The organism is Rhizobium leguminosarum, assembly GCF_001679785.1.
GTDB classification, from domain to species: Bacteria; Pseudomonadota; Alphaproteobacteria; order Rhizobiales; family Rhizobiaceae; genus Rhizobium; species Rhizobium leguminosarum_R.
On record NZ_CP016286.1, the window covers coordinates 2,135,274 to 2,150,650 of the forward strand.

The 15,377-nt window shown below is 61.7% G+C and carries 16 protein-coding genes and 4 pseudogenes; 12 read left to right on the forward strand and 8 right to left on the reverse strand.

Going from position 1 to position 15,377, the window contains the following annotated elements; genetic code table 11:
* Positions 1–423: 423 nt before the first annotated feature.
* The 3 genes from BA011_RS10685 to BA011_RS10690 all read left to right on the forward strand — a co-directional run bounded on the left by BA011_RS10685 (position 424) and on the right by BA011_RS10690 (position 1,995).
* Positions 424–1,260: an alpha/beta fold hydrolase gene (locus tag BA011_RS10685; protein WP_065280431.1), complete on the forward strand. Its 837-nt coding sequence runs from the start codon at positions 424–426 to the stop codon at positions 1,258–1,260.
* 87 nt (positions 1,261–1,347) lie between these two features.
* A complete protein-coding gene (locus tag BA011_RS41450; RefSeq protein ID WP_186806539.1) occupies positions 1,348–1,584 on the forward strand; it encodes a hypothetical protein in 237 nt (78 codons plus the stop codon).
* 195 nt (positions 1,585–1,779) lie between these two features.
* Positions 1,780–1,995 carry a hypothetical protein gene (locus BA011_RS10690; protein ID WP_065282493.1) on the forward strand — a complete coding sequence of 72 codons (216 nt, stop codon included), beginning with the start codon at positions 1,780–1,782 and terminating at the stop codon, positions 1,993–1,995.
* Positions 1,996–2,303: 308 nt separating this feature from the next.
* On the opposite strand, the gene BA011_RS44220 is transcribed toward BA011_RS10690, so the two are convergent.
* Positions 2,304–3,194, reverse strand: coding sequence for a hypothetical protein (locus BA011_RS44220; protein ID WP_065280432.1), 891 nt, complete (start codon positions 3,192–3,194; stop codon positions 2,304–2,306).
* A gap of 162 nt (positions 3,195–3,356) precedes the next feature.
* Here BA011_RS44220 and BA011_RS10700 point away from each other — a divergent pair, with 162 nt between their 5' ends.
* Together BA011_RS10700 and BA011_RS10705 are read left to right on the forward strand one after the other, a co-directional pair.
* Positions 3,357–3,851 carry a BA14K family protein gene (locus tag BA011_RS10700; protein WP_065280433.1) on the forward strand — a complete coding sequence of 165 codons (495 nt, stop codon included), beginning with the start codon at positions 3,357–3,359 and terminating at the stop codon, positions 3,849–3,851.
* 169 nt (positions 3,852–4,020) lie between these two features.
* A complete protein-coding gene (locus BA011_RS10705; protein ID WP_065280434.1) occupies positions 4,021–4,611 on the forward strand; it encodes a GNAT family N-acetyltransferase in 591 nt (196 codons plus the stop codon).
* 130 nt (positions 4,612–4,741) lie between these two features.
* On the opposite strand, the pseudogene BA011_RS10710 reads toward BA011_RS10705, so the two are convergent.
* The 3 genes and pseudogenes from BA011_RS10710 to BA011_RS10720 all read right to left on the reverse strand — a co-directional run bounded on the left by BA011_RS10710 (position 4,742) and on the right by BA011_RS10720 (position 7,738).
* Positions 4,742–5,673 (reverse strand): annotated as a pseudogene (locus BA011_RS10710) (DUF3313 domain-containing protein).
* 41 nt (positions 5,674–5,714) lie between these two features.
* Complete coding sequence (locus BA011_RS10715; RefSeq protein ID WP_065280435.1) at positions 5,715–7,067, reverse strand: sensor histidine kinase; 1,353 nt, start codon at positions 7,065–7,067, stop codon at positions 5,715–5,717.
* Entirely contained in the window at positions 7,067–7,738 is a 672-nt protein-coding gene (locus tag BA011_RS10720) for a response regulator transcription factor (protein ID WP_065280436.1), read from the reverse strand. The genes BA011_RS10715 and BA011_RS10720 overlap by 1 nt, the downstream gene beginning before the upstream one ends.
* Before the next feature lie 139 nt (positions 7,739–7,877).
* Between BA011_RS10720 and BA011_RS44225 the strand changes: the two genes are divergently transcribed.
* On the forward strand, positions 7,878–8,024 hold the full coding sequence (locus BA011_RS44225) for a hypothetical protein (RefSeq protein ID WP_186806540.1): 147 nt from the start codon (positions 7,878–7,880) through the stop codon (positions 8,022–8,024).
* Between the two features lie 15 nt (positions 8,025–8,039).
* On the opposite strand, the pseudogene BA011_RS10725 reads toward BA011_RS44225, so the two are convergent.
* A pseudogene (locus tag BA011_RS10725) lies at positions 8,040–8,581 on the reverse strand (NADPH-dependent FMN reductase).
* 163 nt (positions 8,582–8,744) lie between these two features.
* Between BA011_RS10725 and BA011_RS10730 the strand changes: the two are divergent.
* Genes BA011_RS10730 through BA011_RS10740 form a run of 3 tightly spaced genes read left to right on the forward strand, consistent with a single transcriptional unit; the run spans position 8,745 to position 11,349 of the window.
* Positions 8,745–9,746, forward strand: coding sequence for an ABC transporter ATP-binding protein (locus BA011_RS10730; RefSeq protein WP_065280437.1), 1,002 nt, complete (start codon positions 8,745–8,747; stop codon positions 9,744–9,746).
* Positions 9,743–10,543: an ABC transporter permease gene (locus BA011_RS10735; RefSeq protein WP_065280438.1), complete on the forward strand. Its 801-nt coding sequence runs from the start codon at positions 9,743–9,745 to the stop codon at positions 10,541–10,543. The genes BA011_RS10730 and BA011_RS10735 overlap by 4 nt, the downstream gene beginning before the upstream one ends.
* A 2-nt stretch (positions 10,544–10,545) precedes the next feature.
* Entirely contained in the window at positions 10,546–11,349 is an 804-nt protein-coding gene (locus BA011_RS10740; RefSeq protein WP_027668758.1) for an ABC transporter permease, read from the forward strand.
* A 21-nt stretch (positions 11,350–11,370) separates the two neighbouring features.
* Here the strand turns inward: BA011_RS10740 and BA011_RS10745 are convergent, their stop codons facing one another.
* Positions 11,371–11,892 (reverse strand): winged helix-turn-helix transcriptional regulator, encoded by a 522-nt coding sequence (locus tag BA011_RS10745; RefSeq protein ID WP_065280439.1) that lies wholly within the window; start codon positions 11,890–11,892, stop codon positions 11,371–11,373.
* Positions 11,893–11,967: 75 nt separating this feature from the next.
* On the opposite strand from BA011_RS10745, the pseudogene BA011_RS41465 reads away from it, so the two are divergent.
* Positions 11,968–12,063 (forward strand): annotated as a pseudogene (locus tag BA011_RS41465) (dihydrofolate reductase); the annotation flags it as partial.
* A 141-nt stretch (positions 12,064–12,204) separates the two neighbouring features.
* A pseudogene (locus BA011_RS46315) lies at positions 12,205–12,294 on the forward strand (O-methyltransferase); the annotation flags it as partial.
* Between the two features lie 69 nt (positions 12,295–12,363).
* Here the strand turns inward: BA011_RS46315 and BA011_RS10750 are convergent.
* Positions 12,364–12,984: a TetR/AcrR family transcriptional regulator gene (locus tag BA011_RS10750; RefSeq protein WP_065280440.1), complete on the reverse strand. Its 621-nt coding sequence runs from the start codon at positions 12,982–12,984 to the stop codon at positions 12,364–12,366.
* A 134-nt stretch (positions 12,985–13,118) separates the two neighbouring features.
* Between BA011_RS10750 and BA011_RS10755 the strand changes: the two genes are divergently transcribed.
* Positions 13,119–14,150, forward strand: coding sequence for an aldo/keto reductase (locus BA011_RS10755; protein ID WP_065280441.1), 1,032 nt, complete (start codon positions 13,119–13,121; stop codon positions 14,148–14,150).
* A 285-nt stretch (positions 14,151–14,435) separates the two neighbouring features.
* Here the strand turns inward: BA011_RS10755 and BA011_RS10760 are convergent, their stop codons facing one another.
* Positions 14,436–15,311 (reverse strand): bifunctional helix-turn-helix transcriptional regulator/GNAT family N-acetyltransferase, encoded by an 876-nt coding sequence (locus BA011_RS10760; RefSeq protein WP_065280442.1) that lies wholly within the window; start codon positions 15,309–15,311, stop codon positions 14,436–14,438.
* Positions 15,312–15,377: the final 66 nt, after the last annotated feature.

Here is a 15,377-nt window from a genome sequence, read left to right on the forward strand (position 1 = left end):
ATATATTGAACTACCCGGGCGGATATATTGAACGAATATCAAAAAAATGGCTCATTACAGACGTTCGCCGTTAGATCAGTCACCCTGGATTAGCCTGAGGTGGCCGACAGCCAAGATACAGTGGATAAAGGAATGTTCGCAGCGCGAAGCAGCCAGGCGAGGATCACCCAGCCCCCTCGCGTCATGCGAAATGGGCGGGTGCTACACCCATCTCGCGGAGACATACAAACTTCTGTCATATCAACAGAATAGAAAGAGGCATTCAATAAGCACATCAACATATTCCGAGCCGGTTGATCAAGTGCGACCTTCTTGCCCCCAGCCTCAGGCGCAACGGCGCTCGCGGTCTCGCCAATTCTGCCGGCAACGGCGCAAACCTGTGACCGCATGAATCCAACCAATCCCAACCAACGGAGCCAAAAGATGAGCACGGTTACCACCAAGGACGGCGTCGAGATCTACTACAAGGATTGGGGGCCGAAGAGCGCCCAGCCGATCATGTTTCATCACGGCTGGCCGCTATGCTCCGACGACTGGGATGCCCAGATGCTGTTCTTCCTTGAGAAGGGCTACCGGGTCGTCGCCCATGACCGGCGTGGCCATGGCCGCTCGACCCAGGTGGGCGACGGTCACGACATGGATCACTACGCCGCCGATGCCGCAGCCGTCGTCGAGCATCTCGATCTCAGGAACACCGTCCATGTCGGCCACTCCACCGGCGGCGGCGAAGCGACCCATTATGTCGCCCGCCATGGCCAGCCGCAGGGCCGCGTCGCCAAGCTGGTGATCATCGGCGCCGTGCCGCCGATCATGGTGAAGACCGAAGCCAATCCCGGTGGCCTGCCGATCGAAGTCTTCGATGGCCTGCGCAAGCAGCTCGCCGCCAATCGCGCGCAGTTTTATTACGATCTGCCGGCCGGTCCGTTCTACAGCTTCAACCGGCCGGGCGCGAAAGTCCTGGAACCGGTCATCAACAATTGGTGGCGCCAAGGCATGATCGGCGGCGCCAAGGCGCATTACGACGGCATCAAGGCCTTTTCGGAAACCGACTTCACCGAAGATCTGAAGATCATCACCGTGCCGACTTTCGTGATGCACGGCGATGACGACCAGATCGTGCCGATCGCCGATTCCGCCCTGCTCTCGTCCAAGCTTCTGCAAAACGCCACGCTGAAGGTCTACGAGAAATTCCCGCACGGCATGTGCACCACCCACGCAGACATCATAAACCCCGACATCCTAGCCTTCCTCAAGGGCTGATCCGTGATGTTACCGGGCGCCGACGAGGCGCCCGGTTGCTGTTATGGCTGTGACTCCATACGTAGGGACACCGGCCATGTCGATCGATTGACGGCCAGTGACTCATTTTCCCATGAAACCGTTTTCGCCGATTTGCGTTTAGCGGCCATGAAAAGAGAACGTGAACCCTCATCAAAGGCTTACCGGCAGGACCGTTTCGAAAACACCGAGCGAGCCGCCAAGGAAACCATCGAGGCGGAGCAGCGGGCCCGCCGCGAAAAAACCAAGCGGCTGAAAGAGCTGCGCCTGGCGCAACAAAGCGGCCAGAATCCCGCAACCAAGTAGATCTCACGCTCACACCATCCGTCCGGCCGACGCCTTGATCGGTCTCATCTCGTGCCGCCGCCCTCGCCCGCATCTTCCCGCGCGGCCAAAATTGTTTTTGAATTTCGGACCTTCGCCCATCTTGCAGAGCAAAGATCGCGAAATTATCTTTTTTCCACGAAAGCGATTCACGGCATCCAAAAAGGGCAGATTGCGATGTCAGACAAGCTGTTCAGCACGCGTGACGAACCGCTCGCCTCTGAGGACCTCGATGTGTGCAGGCGTGTCCATGAAGCTCTCTGTAGCGGGCTAAAGATCGACAGATCAGGCAAGGAGGCCGACCGCTTAGGCGCCCTCATCATCGAGCTTTACCGCCAGGGTGTGCATGACGAGAACCAGCTTCGGCTGCTGGCCGGCGGAAGGCGAGCTTGATAGCGCGCCTTCAGGTTCAAAAGACCTTTCACCAATCCAGTTCGCTCGCCAATGCCTTAGCCATGGACCTGTTGACAGCCCGCGCCAGCGCCGTCCGGTGAGGGCCAGCAGGCTGTCGGCGTAGGCGGCGAGTTCGAGCGAGCCGACATACATACGCAACGGCCGGCAACGAAGCCGGGGTCTGAAGCCCGCAGGCAGTTGCACGGCGGCAGTGGTGACACAGTGCCATGTCGCCAACGACAAGCAGCATTGCCCCGTCGTCGGAGGGGCAATGAATTCGGCAAATCCCGAAGGTTCCTCAAGGAGGATTACGGGTTCGTTGTCGTCTCGGTGCTTGTAGCAGAGGTCTCGGTTTCGTCAACGCTTTGGGCGGCTTCAGTGGTCTCCGCTATGCCTTCCATTCCAGTCTCAGAGGTTTCCTCAGCCGCGACCGGGTCTGTCGTCGCGCTCCCGTCGGCCGTCTCGCCGGTCGCTGTCTCGGTCTCTGCTGCCGGGGTTTCCGGTGTCGGGGCGGCTGCCGCCAAGGCGTCTCTCATCTGGTCGATCGTCCCGATAGCTGTTCCGACACCGAGCGTCTCCTGTGCCCAGCCCAAAGCCTCCGGCGTGACCGTGCCTGTTTTGGTTGCGGCGGCCAGCGCCGCAGTCAGGGCGGCATCGCCCAATACCGGATCGTCGGCCGGTGGCGCCACTCCGTTGGTGAGTTCATATTGAGCGTACGCCGTGCTGAACGCGGCAATTGCGGCCATCCGAGGATCGGCCGTTTTCATGAGAGCATGGAAGTTGCGCTTCAGCGAATTGAGACCGGCAAGCTCTGCTGGCTTTTTTGCAGGTTTTGTCGCAGGCGCTTTGGCGATGGTCGTCTTTTTGGACGTGCCCTTCGTACTGACAGTCTGCTTGGCCGATTTCGTCTTGGCGGCCTTGCCCGTGCTTCCGGTCCGGCCACTTTCTGTCTTCCCCCTCGAGCTGGCGCTGCCCTTTCCGCCGCCGCTATTGCTGCTGCCGCCTCCGTGACCTCCGCCGCTGTTTCCGCCGCCGTGGCCACCGCCACCACCACCACCACCGCCGTTGCCACCACCATTGCCGCCGCCGTTGCCGCCCTTGGCGAAAGCAGGCGAGAAATCGGTGAAGGTGATGTTGAGAGGTGCAATCGCCAAGCTCGTCGAGAGACAGAGAACACCGAGAATTCTGGAGAGCCGCATGCTAATCCTTCCGACATCTCGGTCATTGATGCAGCCCGTCCCATAAAGATCTAATTGACTATCTGCTTTCAATTTGAACTTGTTGCTGAATTTCCCAAAATGAACCTTTCCCCTTCCCCTGCGTTATCCCCTCGATACATCCGTTTACCCAAGGTGAGTGAAATGAACAGATTCGCCATCATTGCCCTGTCGATAGCGACGGCCTTCTCCGGAATGCCGGCCTCGGCAGGCCCGGCTTTCGTGCCGAGCCCGGTGCAATCGGCGCAGCCGGTGCCTCAAAGCACCGATGCCCAGATTATGACCGTTGGTTGCAATAACTTCACGAACTGCCCGGGTCAGTTCAGCAACAATCGCAGGTGGTATCGCAACCGCCACTATCGCAACCGGGACTACTACCGCGACCGAGACTACTACCGAGACGACCGCTATGGCTGGGATCGTCGCTACGATCGCCGGTATCGCCGCAACGACAATACCGGCGCCATCATCGGCGGCCTGGCCGCCGGCGCCATCATCGGCGGCATCATCGCTTCGCAGCCGCGTGCACGTGCCTATGGTTCTTCGCATGCGGAGTATTGCTACAGCCGCTACCGGTCCTACCGCGCCTATGACAATACCTACCAGCCGAATTACGGCCCGCGCCGCCAGTGCCGCTAGTCCGGTCTATCCATCAGAGCAAGCCTCGCATGAAGATGCGGGGCTTTTTGATGCCTATGCCGAACCAACACGCCCGCTTCCCACCGGCCATCAACCGTGCTTGACTTTCGGCTTCAGCCACGCGGATCGAACCTGAATTTCCTGCGGCCTGATAGAGCGTGGGTGATCGATGACATTTGCAGATACTACAAAGCCCACCGGGCCTGTCACGCTGCTGCCGCCGGATCTGGAAAACCTATCGGGCTTCGAAGCGGCACTCGCCGCTGGCTGGTCTCCCGATCCGCGCCGCGCGGGCGACGAAACCTATATTCGCGGAGAGCTTCAGCGGCTGCGCCAGGACCGGGCGAAATTCCTCTACGATCTCATTCCTGATGGCAGACGGCACGCCGGGTCCGGATCACCGCCTCTCACCACCCGTCTGTTCTGGATCTGGGACGGCGAATTCTGCGGCAGCATCAGCCTGCGCTTTCAGGCCGGCACCGAGGAGTTGCCGCCCGAGGTATCGGGCCATGTGGGATATTCCGTCGTGCCGTGGAAACAGCGCAACGGCCACGCGACCAATGCGTTGAGGCTGCTGTTAGCACTGGCGGCGAAGGAAGGCCTCGACCGCCTCGCCATCCTCTGTAACGAGCATAACGAGGCCTCGCGGCGGGTGATCCAGCGCAATGGCGGCGAATTATTCATGCGCGGCCCGCATCCCTCCGACAGACCCGATCAGATCAAGCTGTATTTCTGGCTGCGGCCTGGCGTCGTCGTCTGACGTGAAGCGCGGCGGATTTGTAGACGGACGGAGCACAAGCCTTGCCCGCCTTTGCTCCGTCCGTCCCCTCAGCCTGGGGCGGGCTGAGTGCTGATCGCGGCGGCTTGTCGGGCGCCGGCGCCGGGTTCTCTCAATAGGTCGCGGCCGGTTTTGGCTTCTTCTCGGTCCATTGCGGCGGCGCGCCGTATTTGGCGGCCACGGCGCCCATCAGTCCGGGCGGCCGGCCGAAGGCGTCGCAGGCGGCGTATTTCGGTTTGCCGCCGAGCCAGGATTTCATCCGCTGCCCTGAGGGCGGCGAGATATCCAATCCCTTCGGCTCCTTACCTTTGATCAGCATGCGGGAAAACTCGCTGCTGAATTTCGAAGCCAAGCTATAGGCATCGCCGACTTCAGACACGCGGGGTTATTCTGCAACGAGTTTGCCCCGCGCGACCAGACGATCGCCGCCCGCTGCACGCCACCACTGTCGACGGCCTCCGCCTCGACCGACAATCCGCCGAGGCCGGCAGGCAGGCGGGGCACGCCGACCGGCAGCACGAAACCGGTGCCGACGGTCACAACGGTCGAAACACCAGCCATCGCCTTGTTGGTCGGCACAATGTCGGTGACGACGGAGCGGATTGTCAGGTCCGCCGGCTGGCCGGCAGAGACCAGTTGGTATTTGTCGCTGAGCGAAATGCAGAGTGCCCGGTCCAGAGCGTTCGCCACCATCACGCGGTCGGCGTCCGATTTGACGCGGGTCGCGGCGCTGAAGGCGAAGGTCGTCGGCACGATGCTCACCGTCTTCGCCGGACTAAGGCGCGTCCCATCGACATAGACGCGCGATTTCGACAGCTTGCCCTTCGGCGCGCCGAGATTGCCATAGGAAGAAAGCGTGCCGGCCTCCTTTAGCGGCACCGAGCTGCACCCCGCCGCGGCCATGGCGAGCGCCACCGGCAGAGCGAGGGACAAACCTCTCGACGCCACGGGGAAGGAAAATAGGAATGGATTGCTGCGCACGCTGTCTGGCCTCCGTCGCCGATGAACTCGGGCGAAAGTGGCGGTCGAGAATTGCCGCAACATTACATCGTTTCCGTGAACGGATGCCGCCGGAGCAGGCCGGCTTATCCGAGGTCGATCGTCACCCGCGTCCCGGTCGCAGCGCTTTCGATGCCGACCTCGCCGCCGTGGTTTGCGGCGATCTGCTTGACGAGGCTGAGGCCGAGACCGGCACCCTTGCTCTTCGGGGTGACGCGGTAGAACGGCTCGAACACCAGCTCCCGATGCTCGGCCGGAATGCCCGGCCCGTCGTCGGCGACACTGATACGGCCGCCGCCGAAAGGCGAACCCGACACAGAAACCGTGATCATGCCGCCGTTGCCGCCATGGTCGATGGCGTTGCGCACGAGGTTGCTCACCGCCCGCGGCAGGGCGGAAGGGCTGCCACGGCGTTTCAGGCCTTCCACGTCGCTCTGAAAGGAAATCTGGTAACCGGCGGCAATCGCCAGCGGCGCCAGATCGGCAACCGTCATTCGGGCGATCTCGACGAGATCGACCGTTTCGTCGAGATCGGCCGCCTGATCGTTGCGCTCGAAATCGAGCAGCTGCTCGGCCGCCTCGGCCAGCCGCGCCACGTCGTCAAGCAGCCGCTGCCGCTCGCGCCCATCGGGCATGCCGTCGATGCGCGTCTGCATGATGGCGATCGGCGTCCGCAGCTCATGCGCCGCATCGAGCAGGAAACGTTGGCGTTTCTTAAACTCGTTTTCAAGCCGCTCAAGCGTTCCGTTAAAAGCAATCACCAATGGTGCGATTTCCGTGGGAATACCATGCACCGGCAATCGGGCTCCTTGCCGGCGGGGTTCGATTTCCGATGCCTTGCTCGCTATATCCGTCACGCCGGCCAAAGCGCGCGCTACGACGCGGGGGATCGTTAGAAAAACCCCGGGCAAAGCGATGGCCAAAAGCGGTGTGTAAATGAGGTAGGTTTTGCCGAGTATTGCCAGAAATGCGGAGCTTCTGCTGGCGTTTCCGCCGTACATCACTCTGTACTCGCCTTCTGCCGTGTCGACACGGTCGATAGAGGCGACCTCGGTCGTACCAGACGCCCCTCGTATGTCGGCGTCTTTGATGAGGTAGACGTACCGGGCTAGGTCCGCATAGGGCGCCGGTATTACGCCGTAGGAGGCCGTTTCTCCACTGGGTGTTGCGACGAAAAACCAGAGCCTGTTGTTCTCAGCCTTGAACGACCTGAGCCGCGGGCTATCCGCTATGGCGATCCTGCCCTGCGAGTCACGCGTAAGAGCTTCCTCGAGGGCTGCAGTCAGCTGAACCTGCATTCCTTCATTGGGCGAGAGGATGCTGGTGGCATAAATGCAAAGCCCGATGATGACAGTCGCAACAACAGCCACGAAAACGATACTGAGCTGCCAGCTGAGCGTCCACCAGAGTGAAAGGTTCGACTTGGTCGCCTCGCGCATCACTCCTCCTTCATGAGATAACCGACGCCGCGGATATTATGGATCGCGACGCCGGCGCAGGCATCGATCAGCCGCTTGCGCAGCCGCGAAATATGCGCGTCGAGCGCATTCGACTGGATTTCCTCTTCGTAGTTATAAACCGCTGCCTCCAGTGTTGAGCGCAGCACGGTCTTCTCTTTGCGCCTTGCGAGTGCCGCCAGCACCAGAAGTTCGCGCCGGGGCAGATCGAGCGGCACGGCATCGACGGTGACGCTGAGATGCAGCGGGTCGATCACCATCCGCCCGGCCGTTATCTTGAGTTCGGCCAGTTCAGGCGATCGCCGCAGCACGGCCCTGAGCCGCGCCATCAGCTCCTCGACCAGGAACGGCTTTCCGAGATAGTCGTCGGCCCCGAGGTCGAGGCCCTCGATCCGCTCCTTCGGTTCGTTCAGCGCCGTCATCACGATGATCGGCGTATCTTTCCCCGTCCGCCTGAGCTCCGGAATGAAGCTCAGGCCCTCTCCGTCGGGCAGGCGCCGATCGAGTAGGATTGCATCATAGAGGTTCTGCCGCGTTAGTTCGACCGCATCGGCCAGATGCATCGTATGGTCCGCGACGATCCCATGTTTGCCGAGTGCGGCCGACAGCGCCTCAGCCAGCTCCCTCTCATCTTCTATCAGCAGTATTCGCATCGCCCGCCCATTGTCTCGCTCTCCCCTCTGTCCGCCACAAGGGTTGCGGCAGCATTGCGGAGCTTCAAAGGCAACCGGTCATGCTGCCGCAATTGTTGAGGTCCAGCACAGAGAATATCCGCGGCAGCTGGAGATCAAGATGATCCGACCTATCCTTCGTCTCCTGACGAGACACTTCCTCTCCGCCTTCATCCTGGTCGCGCTGCTCACAGCCCCGCTCGTCATTCTGCACACGCTTCACGAAAAGACGGCATTCGAGAACGGCCTGCTGATGGACGTCCGATGATGCAGCGAGCGAACCTCAGGCGGTCTTACTGTCTGCCGTGCAATAGGCCAAGAAGGCCTGAAGATAGGCCTGCACCTTGGAACGGTTCTCCGCTGGCTCAATGGTGTTGAACACCTCGGCCGGCTCCAGCTTCATCAAAGGAAGCCTGAGGAAAATATCGCCCGCGAACCGGTCGGTGATGGTCGCAAGAACGGTGCGAAGACCCGGCAGCATGTCGTCGCCGCGATGGGATGCGTGCAGCAGGGCGATCGGCTTATGGACGATCTCATCTCCCGATACGAGCCAGTCGATCGCATTCTTGAGGCCGCCGGGGATGGATCGGACATATTCCGGGCTGGCAATGATCACCCCGTCGCTCTTGGCGATCCATCGATGAAATTCCGCACCGCCTCCGGCAGATGCTCTCCCTCGAGATCGGGCGAGAATACCGGCAACCGCCCCACGTCGTCGAAGATCGAAATCTCGATCTCATTTGGCGCTACGGCGCGAACAGCCTGCAGCATGGCGGTATTGGTGGAATTGCGCCGGGCGCTGCCGGATATTGCGAGAATCTTCATGACCCTAACAGGAAATGATTGATCATGGCTGTCAACGCAAAAGGCTACGCTAGGCCGATTGAGTAACGCCCCAAGAAGCGACTTTTGCTTGAACTGGCCGAGCCTCGCGTTAGCCTGGATGCTGCTGCCGAATCGGCTGGAATTACCCCTTGAGGAAATACACATGTCGGCTTTGATCGAGGCGCGGGGCGTCAGCAAACGCTTCCGGCAGCACAAGCGATTTCCGGGCTTGCTGGGCGCGCTGAAGACGTTGGTGACCAACGAATATACGGAAGTTTTGGCCGTTTCCGACATCGGTTTCGACATCGCGGCGGGCGAAGCCGTTGGCTATCTCGGCCCGAATGGCGCCGGCAAATCGACAATGATCAAGATGATGACCGGCATCCTGGTGCCGAGCGACGGCACGCTCTCGGTCCTCGGCCGGACACCACATCTGCGGCGAATGGACAATGCCCGCGAGATCGGCGTCGTTTTCGGCCAGCGCAGCCAGCTATGGTGGGACCTGCCGCTGGTCGACAGTTTTACCCTGCATCAGCGCATCTACGACATTCCCACCGCCCGCTATGCGGATAATCTCCGACGCTTCAGCGAGTTGCTTGATTTGACGCCCTTTCTCGACCGCGCGGTCCGCCAGCTCAGCCTCGGTCAGCGCATGCGCGCCGAGATCGTGATGTCGCTGCTGCACGATCCCAAGATCCTCTTTCTGGACGAGCCGACCATCGGGCTTGATGTGGTCGCCAAGGATGCCGTGCGGCGTTTTCTCGCCGAGATCAACCGCGAGCGCGGCGTCACCATCATCCTCACCACCCATGACCTGCAGGACATCGAGACCATCTGCCCGCGGCTGATCATGGTCGATCATAGCAGGCTCATCTTCGACGGTGAGTTGAAGAGCCTGCGCGCGGCATTGGGTTCGGCCCGGCGGCTGACACTTGAATTTGCCAGCGACCCTGGACCGCTGCCGTTGCGCACCGCGGCACTCGTCAGCGATGAGGGCCTGCGCAAGAACTATCTCATCGAGCGTGAAGACATCTCGCTGGTCGCAATCCTGTCGGAGGTCGGCAGCGGGCGCGGCCTCAAGGATGTGGCGCTGCACGAGCCCGACATCGAAGAGGTTATCCGCACCTTCTACCAGCGGCGCAATGCAAAGGCTCTGGCGTCATGAGCGCCTATTTCGCCTTCGCGCGCAGCTCCTTCCATTCGCAGCTCGCCTACCGCAACGAAGTATGGGCCAATATCTTCGGCAAACTCGTGCAGGTCTTTGCGCGTGTCGCCATCTGGCAGGCGGCCTATGCCGGCATCGGCGGCATCGTGGTCGACGGCGTGTCCCTGCAGCAGATGGTGACCTATGCCCTGCTCGGCGGCGCGGTGATGGGAGCGACCCGCCCTGAAAGGATCATCGGCGAAATCGGCCGGTCGCTGAAGACAGGCGATATCGCAGTCTGGCTGCTCAAGCCCTTGTCCTATCCGCTCTATCTTTTCGCCAACGAATGCGGCAGCTTCGGCTATCGCCTGATGACCCAGGTCATTCCGACCATCGCCTTTACCGCGTTGTTTTACGGCATGCTGCCACCGGCGACCCTGTTCGATGGCTTGATGTTCATCGCCTTCTGGGCGCTGTCCTTTACGCTGCTGTTCCTGATGTCGGCGCTCTTCGGCCTCATCGCCTTCTGGCTGATGACGAGCTTCTCGCTGGACTGGATCCTGGGCGCCCTGCTGCAATTGTTCTCGGGCCTGCTGATACCGTTCTGGTTCTTCCCCGAACCGCTGGCCACGATTGCCCGCCACCTGCCCTTCGCCTGGGTGGTCTATTATCCCAATGCGGTCTATCTCGGCAGGCTGTCCGCGGCCGATGTCTGGCTGCATCTCGGCCTGGGCCTTGCCTGGGCCGCGCTGTTCCTCGCCGGCGTCCTCTGGCTGTGGCGCTGCGCCTCCACCCGCATCATCGTGCAGGGAGGCTGATCGTGCTTATTCATCACCTTCGCGTCCTGCCGCTGCTGGTGCGGATGCATGTCCGCTCCCAGATGGAATATCGCGGCGCTTTCTGGCTCGACCGTCTTGCGCAGATCCTTTCCTATGGCAGCGTCTTCGCCACCATCGGCATCCTGCTCGCCCGCTTCGATACGCTTGGCGGCTGGACCTGGCCGGAACTGGCGCTGCTGTTCAGCTTCCAGCTGCTGGCTTACTCGCTCGGCGCCGCGATGAGCTTCGTACAATTGCGCGACCTCGAAGAACTGGTGCGGCTCGGCACTTTCGACACGCTGTTGGTCAAGCCTTTCAGCCCCTGGGCCTATCTGGTTTTTTCCGGCCTCAATATCGGCTATGCCGGCCACGTCATCCTGGCGGTGCCGCTGATGGGCTGGGCCGTCCAGTCCGTCGACTTCGCCTGGTCGGTCTGGTCGGCATCGTTCCTTATTGCCGCGCTCCTCAGCGCGACACTGCTGACCGCGGCACTCATCACCATGATCGGGGCCACGGCGCTGATCTGGGTGCGCTCCAACCACCTGTTCTCGATCTTCTTCGGCTTTTGGGAATTGACGCGCTACCCGCTCAACATTTTCCCCGGCGGCATCCAGACCATCCTCATCACCGCGGTCCCGCTCGCCCTCACCAGCTCGGTCCCCGTCGGCGCCCTGCTCGGCAAACCCATCCCGATCCTCGGGGACTGGGCCGGGCCCGTGGCTCTTCTGGCCGGCCCGATCTGGGTGTTGATATCAATCGCCTACTGGCGGTACGCCACCGGCAAGTACCAGGGCGCCGGCGGCTGATCGAGCCGACCGGCCTCGATATCAGGATGCCTGCGACAACGATCTCGCGCGGACCTCGAGGAATGCCGCAGTCAGCTTCGCGAGCACCGGCGAAGTGCATGTACCGTTGGCGCCGCCGATCGGATCGACGATGTGGATCTGCCGGAGATCCTCCATGAACTCGTCCCACAGCGGCTGCCCGCCTTCTTCGAGAAGCTGCGCACGGATGCTCAGCTCCTCGCTCACAGGGAGATGCCGTAGTCCCCAGGCACCGATCATGGCAAAGACCGGCACAAGCTGGATCGCCGGCTCCGCCAGGCTGTAGATCGCTTTCTGGCTGTGGCTCGGATCGTCCCGCTTGCTGATGAATCCGAGCGAGAGCAGACGCTTCAGCCTGGCGGCCAGAATGTTGGAGGCAATGCCCTCCTCCGAATGAGTCAGAAGGTCGCGGAAATGACGGCGGTTGCCGAACATGATGTCCCTGATGATGATGAGGCTCCACCGATCGCCCAGCACTTCCATCGTCAGGTTGATCGGACAGCCCGACCGCAGTTCAATATCCACGAATTCTCTCCTTAAACCTGGTTGCAATATAGGATCGCTTATGCGACAACGCAACTAGTTTCGGTATGCAATCAGGTGGAGGAGAGCAGCACGTCGAAGGTGCGTATCGCAGCATTTTCGCTTTCCGTGGATGGTTTCGACGCCGGGCCGGAGCAAAGCATGAACGATCCGCGTGCTGGCGAAATAAACGAGCCCCGATCGGGATTCCTTCACGCCAGCGCATGCCCCAGCATACCTGCGGCGGCAATGGCAATGATGACATCAAGACGGAAATCCCGATGCAAAAGATCCCGGCAGGTGCCGCTCTGAAGGCCCCGAATACTCGCCCGCGTACGCTCGCCGGCGACCGGCTACCTCTCGACACCATTCGAAGAGGAAATCGAACTGTCGATGCGGACCTGATGACGCCAGGCCGTTGCCCGGCCGAGCGCGCGTGGCGGCCGGGTAACGGCGCGTTTTATTGTCGGAGCGTCACCGCTGTACAGCGCCGTAGCGCAGCCCGTCGACCAGCAGGGAAACCATACGCCGGGCATGTTCGGACCCTTGGGCGTAGGCGTGCATGCTGAGGCTTGCGGCCGCATTCAGAAGATCCTCGGCGGCGATATCGGTGCGGACCTCGCCGGCGGCAGCGGCGGCATCGAGAAGCGAGTGAAGGGCCGGCTGCAGCCGTTGCTGGAAGTAGGCGGGCAAGGCATCGAAGGCCGGATTGCCGGAGTGCAGGGCCGCCGCAAGCCCGCGCTTGGCCGCGATGAAATCGACGAAACGCTGCATCCATCTGGCCAGCGCTTCGCCCGGCGCATGTTCGGCGGCAAGGATCGGCGCAGCGTCGGCGCAGGCGTCGATTTCGCGGCGGAAGACGGCAACGACGAGGTCGGAACGCTCGGGAAAATGCCGGTAAACGGTGCCGATGCCGACGCCGGCCTTCTCCGCGATCTCACGCACCGGGGCGTCGACGCCGGAGGTCGCAAACACCGTCAATGCCGCCTGAAGCAGCCCGTCGAGATTGCGCTTGGCGTCGGCGCGCACACGCCTGTCCGCCCTCTCCCCGGGCTTCAGGCCGTCCTCCTGCTCTTTTCTGTCGTCGCTCATCATTCACTCACTTGCAAAACGGAACATTGTTCCGTATATAAGCGGAATACGGTTCCGTTTATGCAAGTTAACACAGCGCGACGATGTTGGCCACATCGATGCGCACGAAGTCCGCCTCCCCAATAAAGGAACAGACCATGCAATACCGCACGCTTGGAAGAACCGGCATCAAGGTCAGCCCCTATTGCCTCGGCGCGATGATGTTTGGCTCAGCCGGCAATCCTGACCACGAGGATTCGATCCGGATCATCCACAAGGCTCTCGATGCCGGCATCAACTTCATCGACACCGCCGATATCTACAGCCGCGGCGAATCCGAGGAGATCGTCGGCAAGGCGCTCAAGGGCCGGCGCGACGACGTCGTGCTCGCCACCAAGGCACATCTGCCGATGGGCGACGACCCGAACCGGCAGGGCAATTCGCGCCGCTGGCTGATCCGCGCAGTCGAGGATTCGCTGCGTCGCCTGCAGACCGACCATATCGATCTCTACCTGATCCACCGGCCGGCACCCGATACCGATATCGAGGAGACGCTGTCGGCCCTCACCGACCTGATACGGGCGGGCAAGGTGCGCGCCGTGGGATCGTCGACCTTCCCCGTCTCGGAAATCGTCGAGGCGCAATGGGTTTCCGAGCGCCGCGGACTGGCACGCTTCCGCGCCGAGCAGCCGCCCTATTCAATCCTCAATCGCAGCATTGAACGCGAAGTGCTACCCGCCTGCGAGCGTTACGGAATGGGCGCGATGGTGTGGAGCCCGCTGGCGATGGGCATGCTCACCGGCAAATACCGCAGGGGCGCGCCGCAACCCGACAGCGCCCGCGCCAAACGCTTCCCCAGGCAGATGAACGACGAGCGCCGGCTGGACGCAGTCGAACGGCTCATCCCGCTCGCCCAGCAGGCAGGGCTTTCGCTGGCGCACATGGCGATAGCCTTTACTATCGCCCATCCCGCCGTCACCTCAGCGATCATCGGCCCGCGCACGATGGAGCACTTCGACGATCTGCTTGCCGGCGCCGGGGTGAGCCTGACGGACGAAATCCTCGATCGGATCGACGCGATCGTCCCGCCCGGCACCGACACCGGCCCGTTGGAGGCGGCCTATAACCCGCCCGGGGTAACGCAGCCGAACCTGCGCCGCCGCCCGATAACGGAGCGCTTCGCCGCCTGACCGGCAGGGGTGAGGCCCGGTCCTGCAAAGCAGGAGCGATCGATCCAGTGGATCGATCGCAGGGCCGAACGCCCGGAGCCCTGCGAAGGGCCGGGCAGCAGCGGTGCCTCGCCCTCCCTCATTCCTGTGCCTGTCACAGGAATCCAGCCACGGGGCGTCCGCGCCGTGAAGGACTCTCATCCAAGCAACAAACTCTCTCGCGCCCAAGGACTTGGGCGCACTGGATTCCTGTGACGAGCACAGGAATGACGGAGGAGAAGTGGGACAGCACAAAGCGACCTTCACTTAAAGGCGCTTTTCAAAGAACGTGTCCGGGTATGGATCGTCATTGAAACGGTCGATCTCACTCCAGCCGGTTCCGCGATAAAGCTGTGTTGCCTCGGGCAGCGCGCTATTCGTATCCAGACGCAGGAGCTTGATGGATAGCTCGCGGGCGATGTTCTCGGCCTTTGTCATAAGGCGCGTTGCGAGTCCGAGGCCGCGCGCGGATGGGGCGACCCAGAGCCTTTTGATCTCCGCGACCTCGCCGCCATTACCCTTCAGCCCGACACAGCCGATCGGCAGGCCATCCGACATGGCCACCAGGAACGCACCGTGCGGACGGATCATATCCTCGGCGTCGGGATCGCGAGAAAGCAATACATCGAAACCCTTCTCGAAGCGGCGTGCAAGTTCGCCGTAGTATTCGCGGAGACAATAGCTGGCGTCCTCGTGTCGCGGGTCTTTCTCCTCGAGCACGATCTGCTCACGCCTCAGCGAAGCAGCGACGATATCCATGGCGCGCAGCAGTTCGTCCGGGCGGCGATGGCGCGCCAGAAACGATTTCGCCTGCGCATTGGAAAGCGCTTCATAAGCCTGAAACTCGCAATGGCCGGTTTCGGTCAGCCTGGCAACGCGGCGGCGCGCGTCCTGAGGGTTCGCCACCGTCTCAATGAGACCCTCCTCTTCCAGACTGCGCAGCAGGCGGCTCATCAAGCCGGAGTCGAGACCGAGATAATCGCGGATCACCGCAACATCCGATTGCCCCCGGCCGATCGAATTGAGGACGCGGGCAGCACCCAGCGGACGGCCGCGTCCGAGAAAAGACGTATCGAGAGCGCCGACTTCGGAGGTGACGGCACGGTTGAAGCGACGGACACGAGAGACAGGATCGTAGGTCATATTATCTGACTTTAGTCAGATAATTCATCCTGTCAATTCAAAGCACTCCAGGGGACACGCAAATGA

Excerpts from the sequence above, each read along its gene's own strand:
- BA011_RS10685 (WP_065280431.1), top strand. The coding sequence starts at position 424 with ATGAGCACGGTTACCACCAAGGACGGCGTCGAGATCTACTACAAGGAT.
- BA011_RS10690 (WP_065282493.1), top strand. The coding sequence starts at position 1,780 with ATGTCAGACAAGCTGTTCAGCACGCGTGACGAACCGCTCGCCTCTGAG.
- BA011_RS44220 (WP_065280432.1), bottom strand. The coding sequence starts at position 3,194 with ATGCGGCTCTCCAGAATTCTCGGTGTTCTCTGTCTCTCGACGAGCTTG.
- BA011_RS10700 (WP_065280433.1), top strand. The coding sequence starts at position 3,357 with ATGAACAGATTCGCCATCATTGCCCTGTCGATAGCGACGGCCTTCTCC.
- BA011_RS10705 (WP_065280434.1), top strand. The coding sequence starts at position 4,021 with ATGACATTTGCAGATACTACAAAGCCCACCGGGCCTGTCACGCTGCTG.
- BA011_RS10715 (WP_065280435.1), bottom strand. The coding sequence starts at position 7,067 with ATGCGCGAGGCGACCAAGTCGAACCTTTCACTCTGGTGGACGCTCAGC.
- BA011_RS10720 (WP_065280436.1), bottom strand. The coding sequence starts at position 7,738 with ATGCGAATACTGCTGATAGAAGATGAGAGGGAGCTGGCTGAGGCGCTG.
- BA011_RS44225 (WP_186806540.1), top strand. The coding sequence starts at position 7,878 with ATGATCCGACCTATCCTTCGTCTCCTGACGAGACACTTCCTCTCCGCC.
- BA011_RS10730 (WP_065280437.1), top strand. The coding sequence starts at position 8,745 with ATGTCGGCTTTGATCGAGGCGCGGGGCGTCAGCAAACGCTTCCGGCAG.
- BA011_RS10735 (WP_065280438.1), top strand. The coding sequence starts at position 9,743 with ATGAGCGCCTATTTCGCCTTCGCGCGCAGCTCCTTCCATTCGCAGCTC.
- BA011_RS10750 (WP_065280440.1), bottom strand. The coding sequence starts at position 12,984 with ATGATGAGCGACGACAGAAAAGAGCAGGAGGACGGCCTGAAGCCCGGG.
- BA011_RS10755 (WP_065280441.1), top strand. The coding sequence starts at position 13,119 with ATGCAATACCGCACGCTTGGAAGAACCGGCATCAAGGTCAGCCCCTAT.
- BA011_RS10760 (WP_065280442.1), bottom strand. The coding sequence starts at position 15,311 with ATGACCTACGATCCTGTCTCTCGTGTCCGTCGCTTCAACCGTGCCGTC.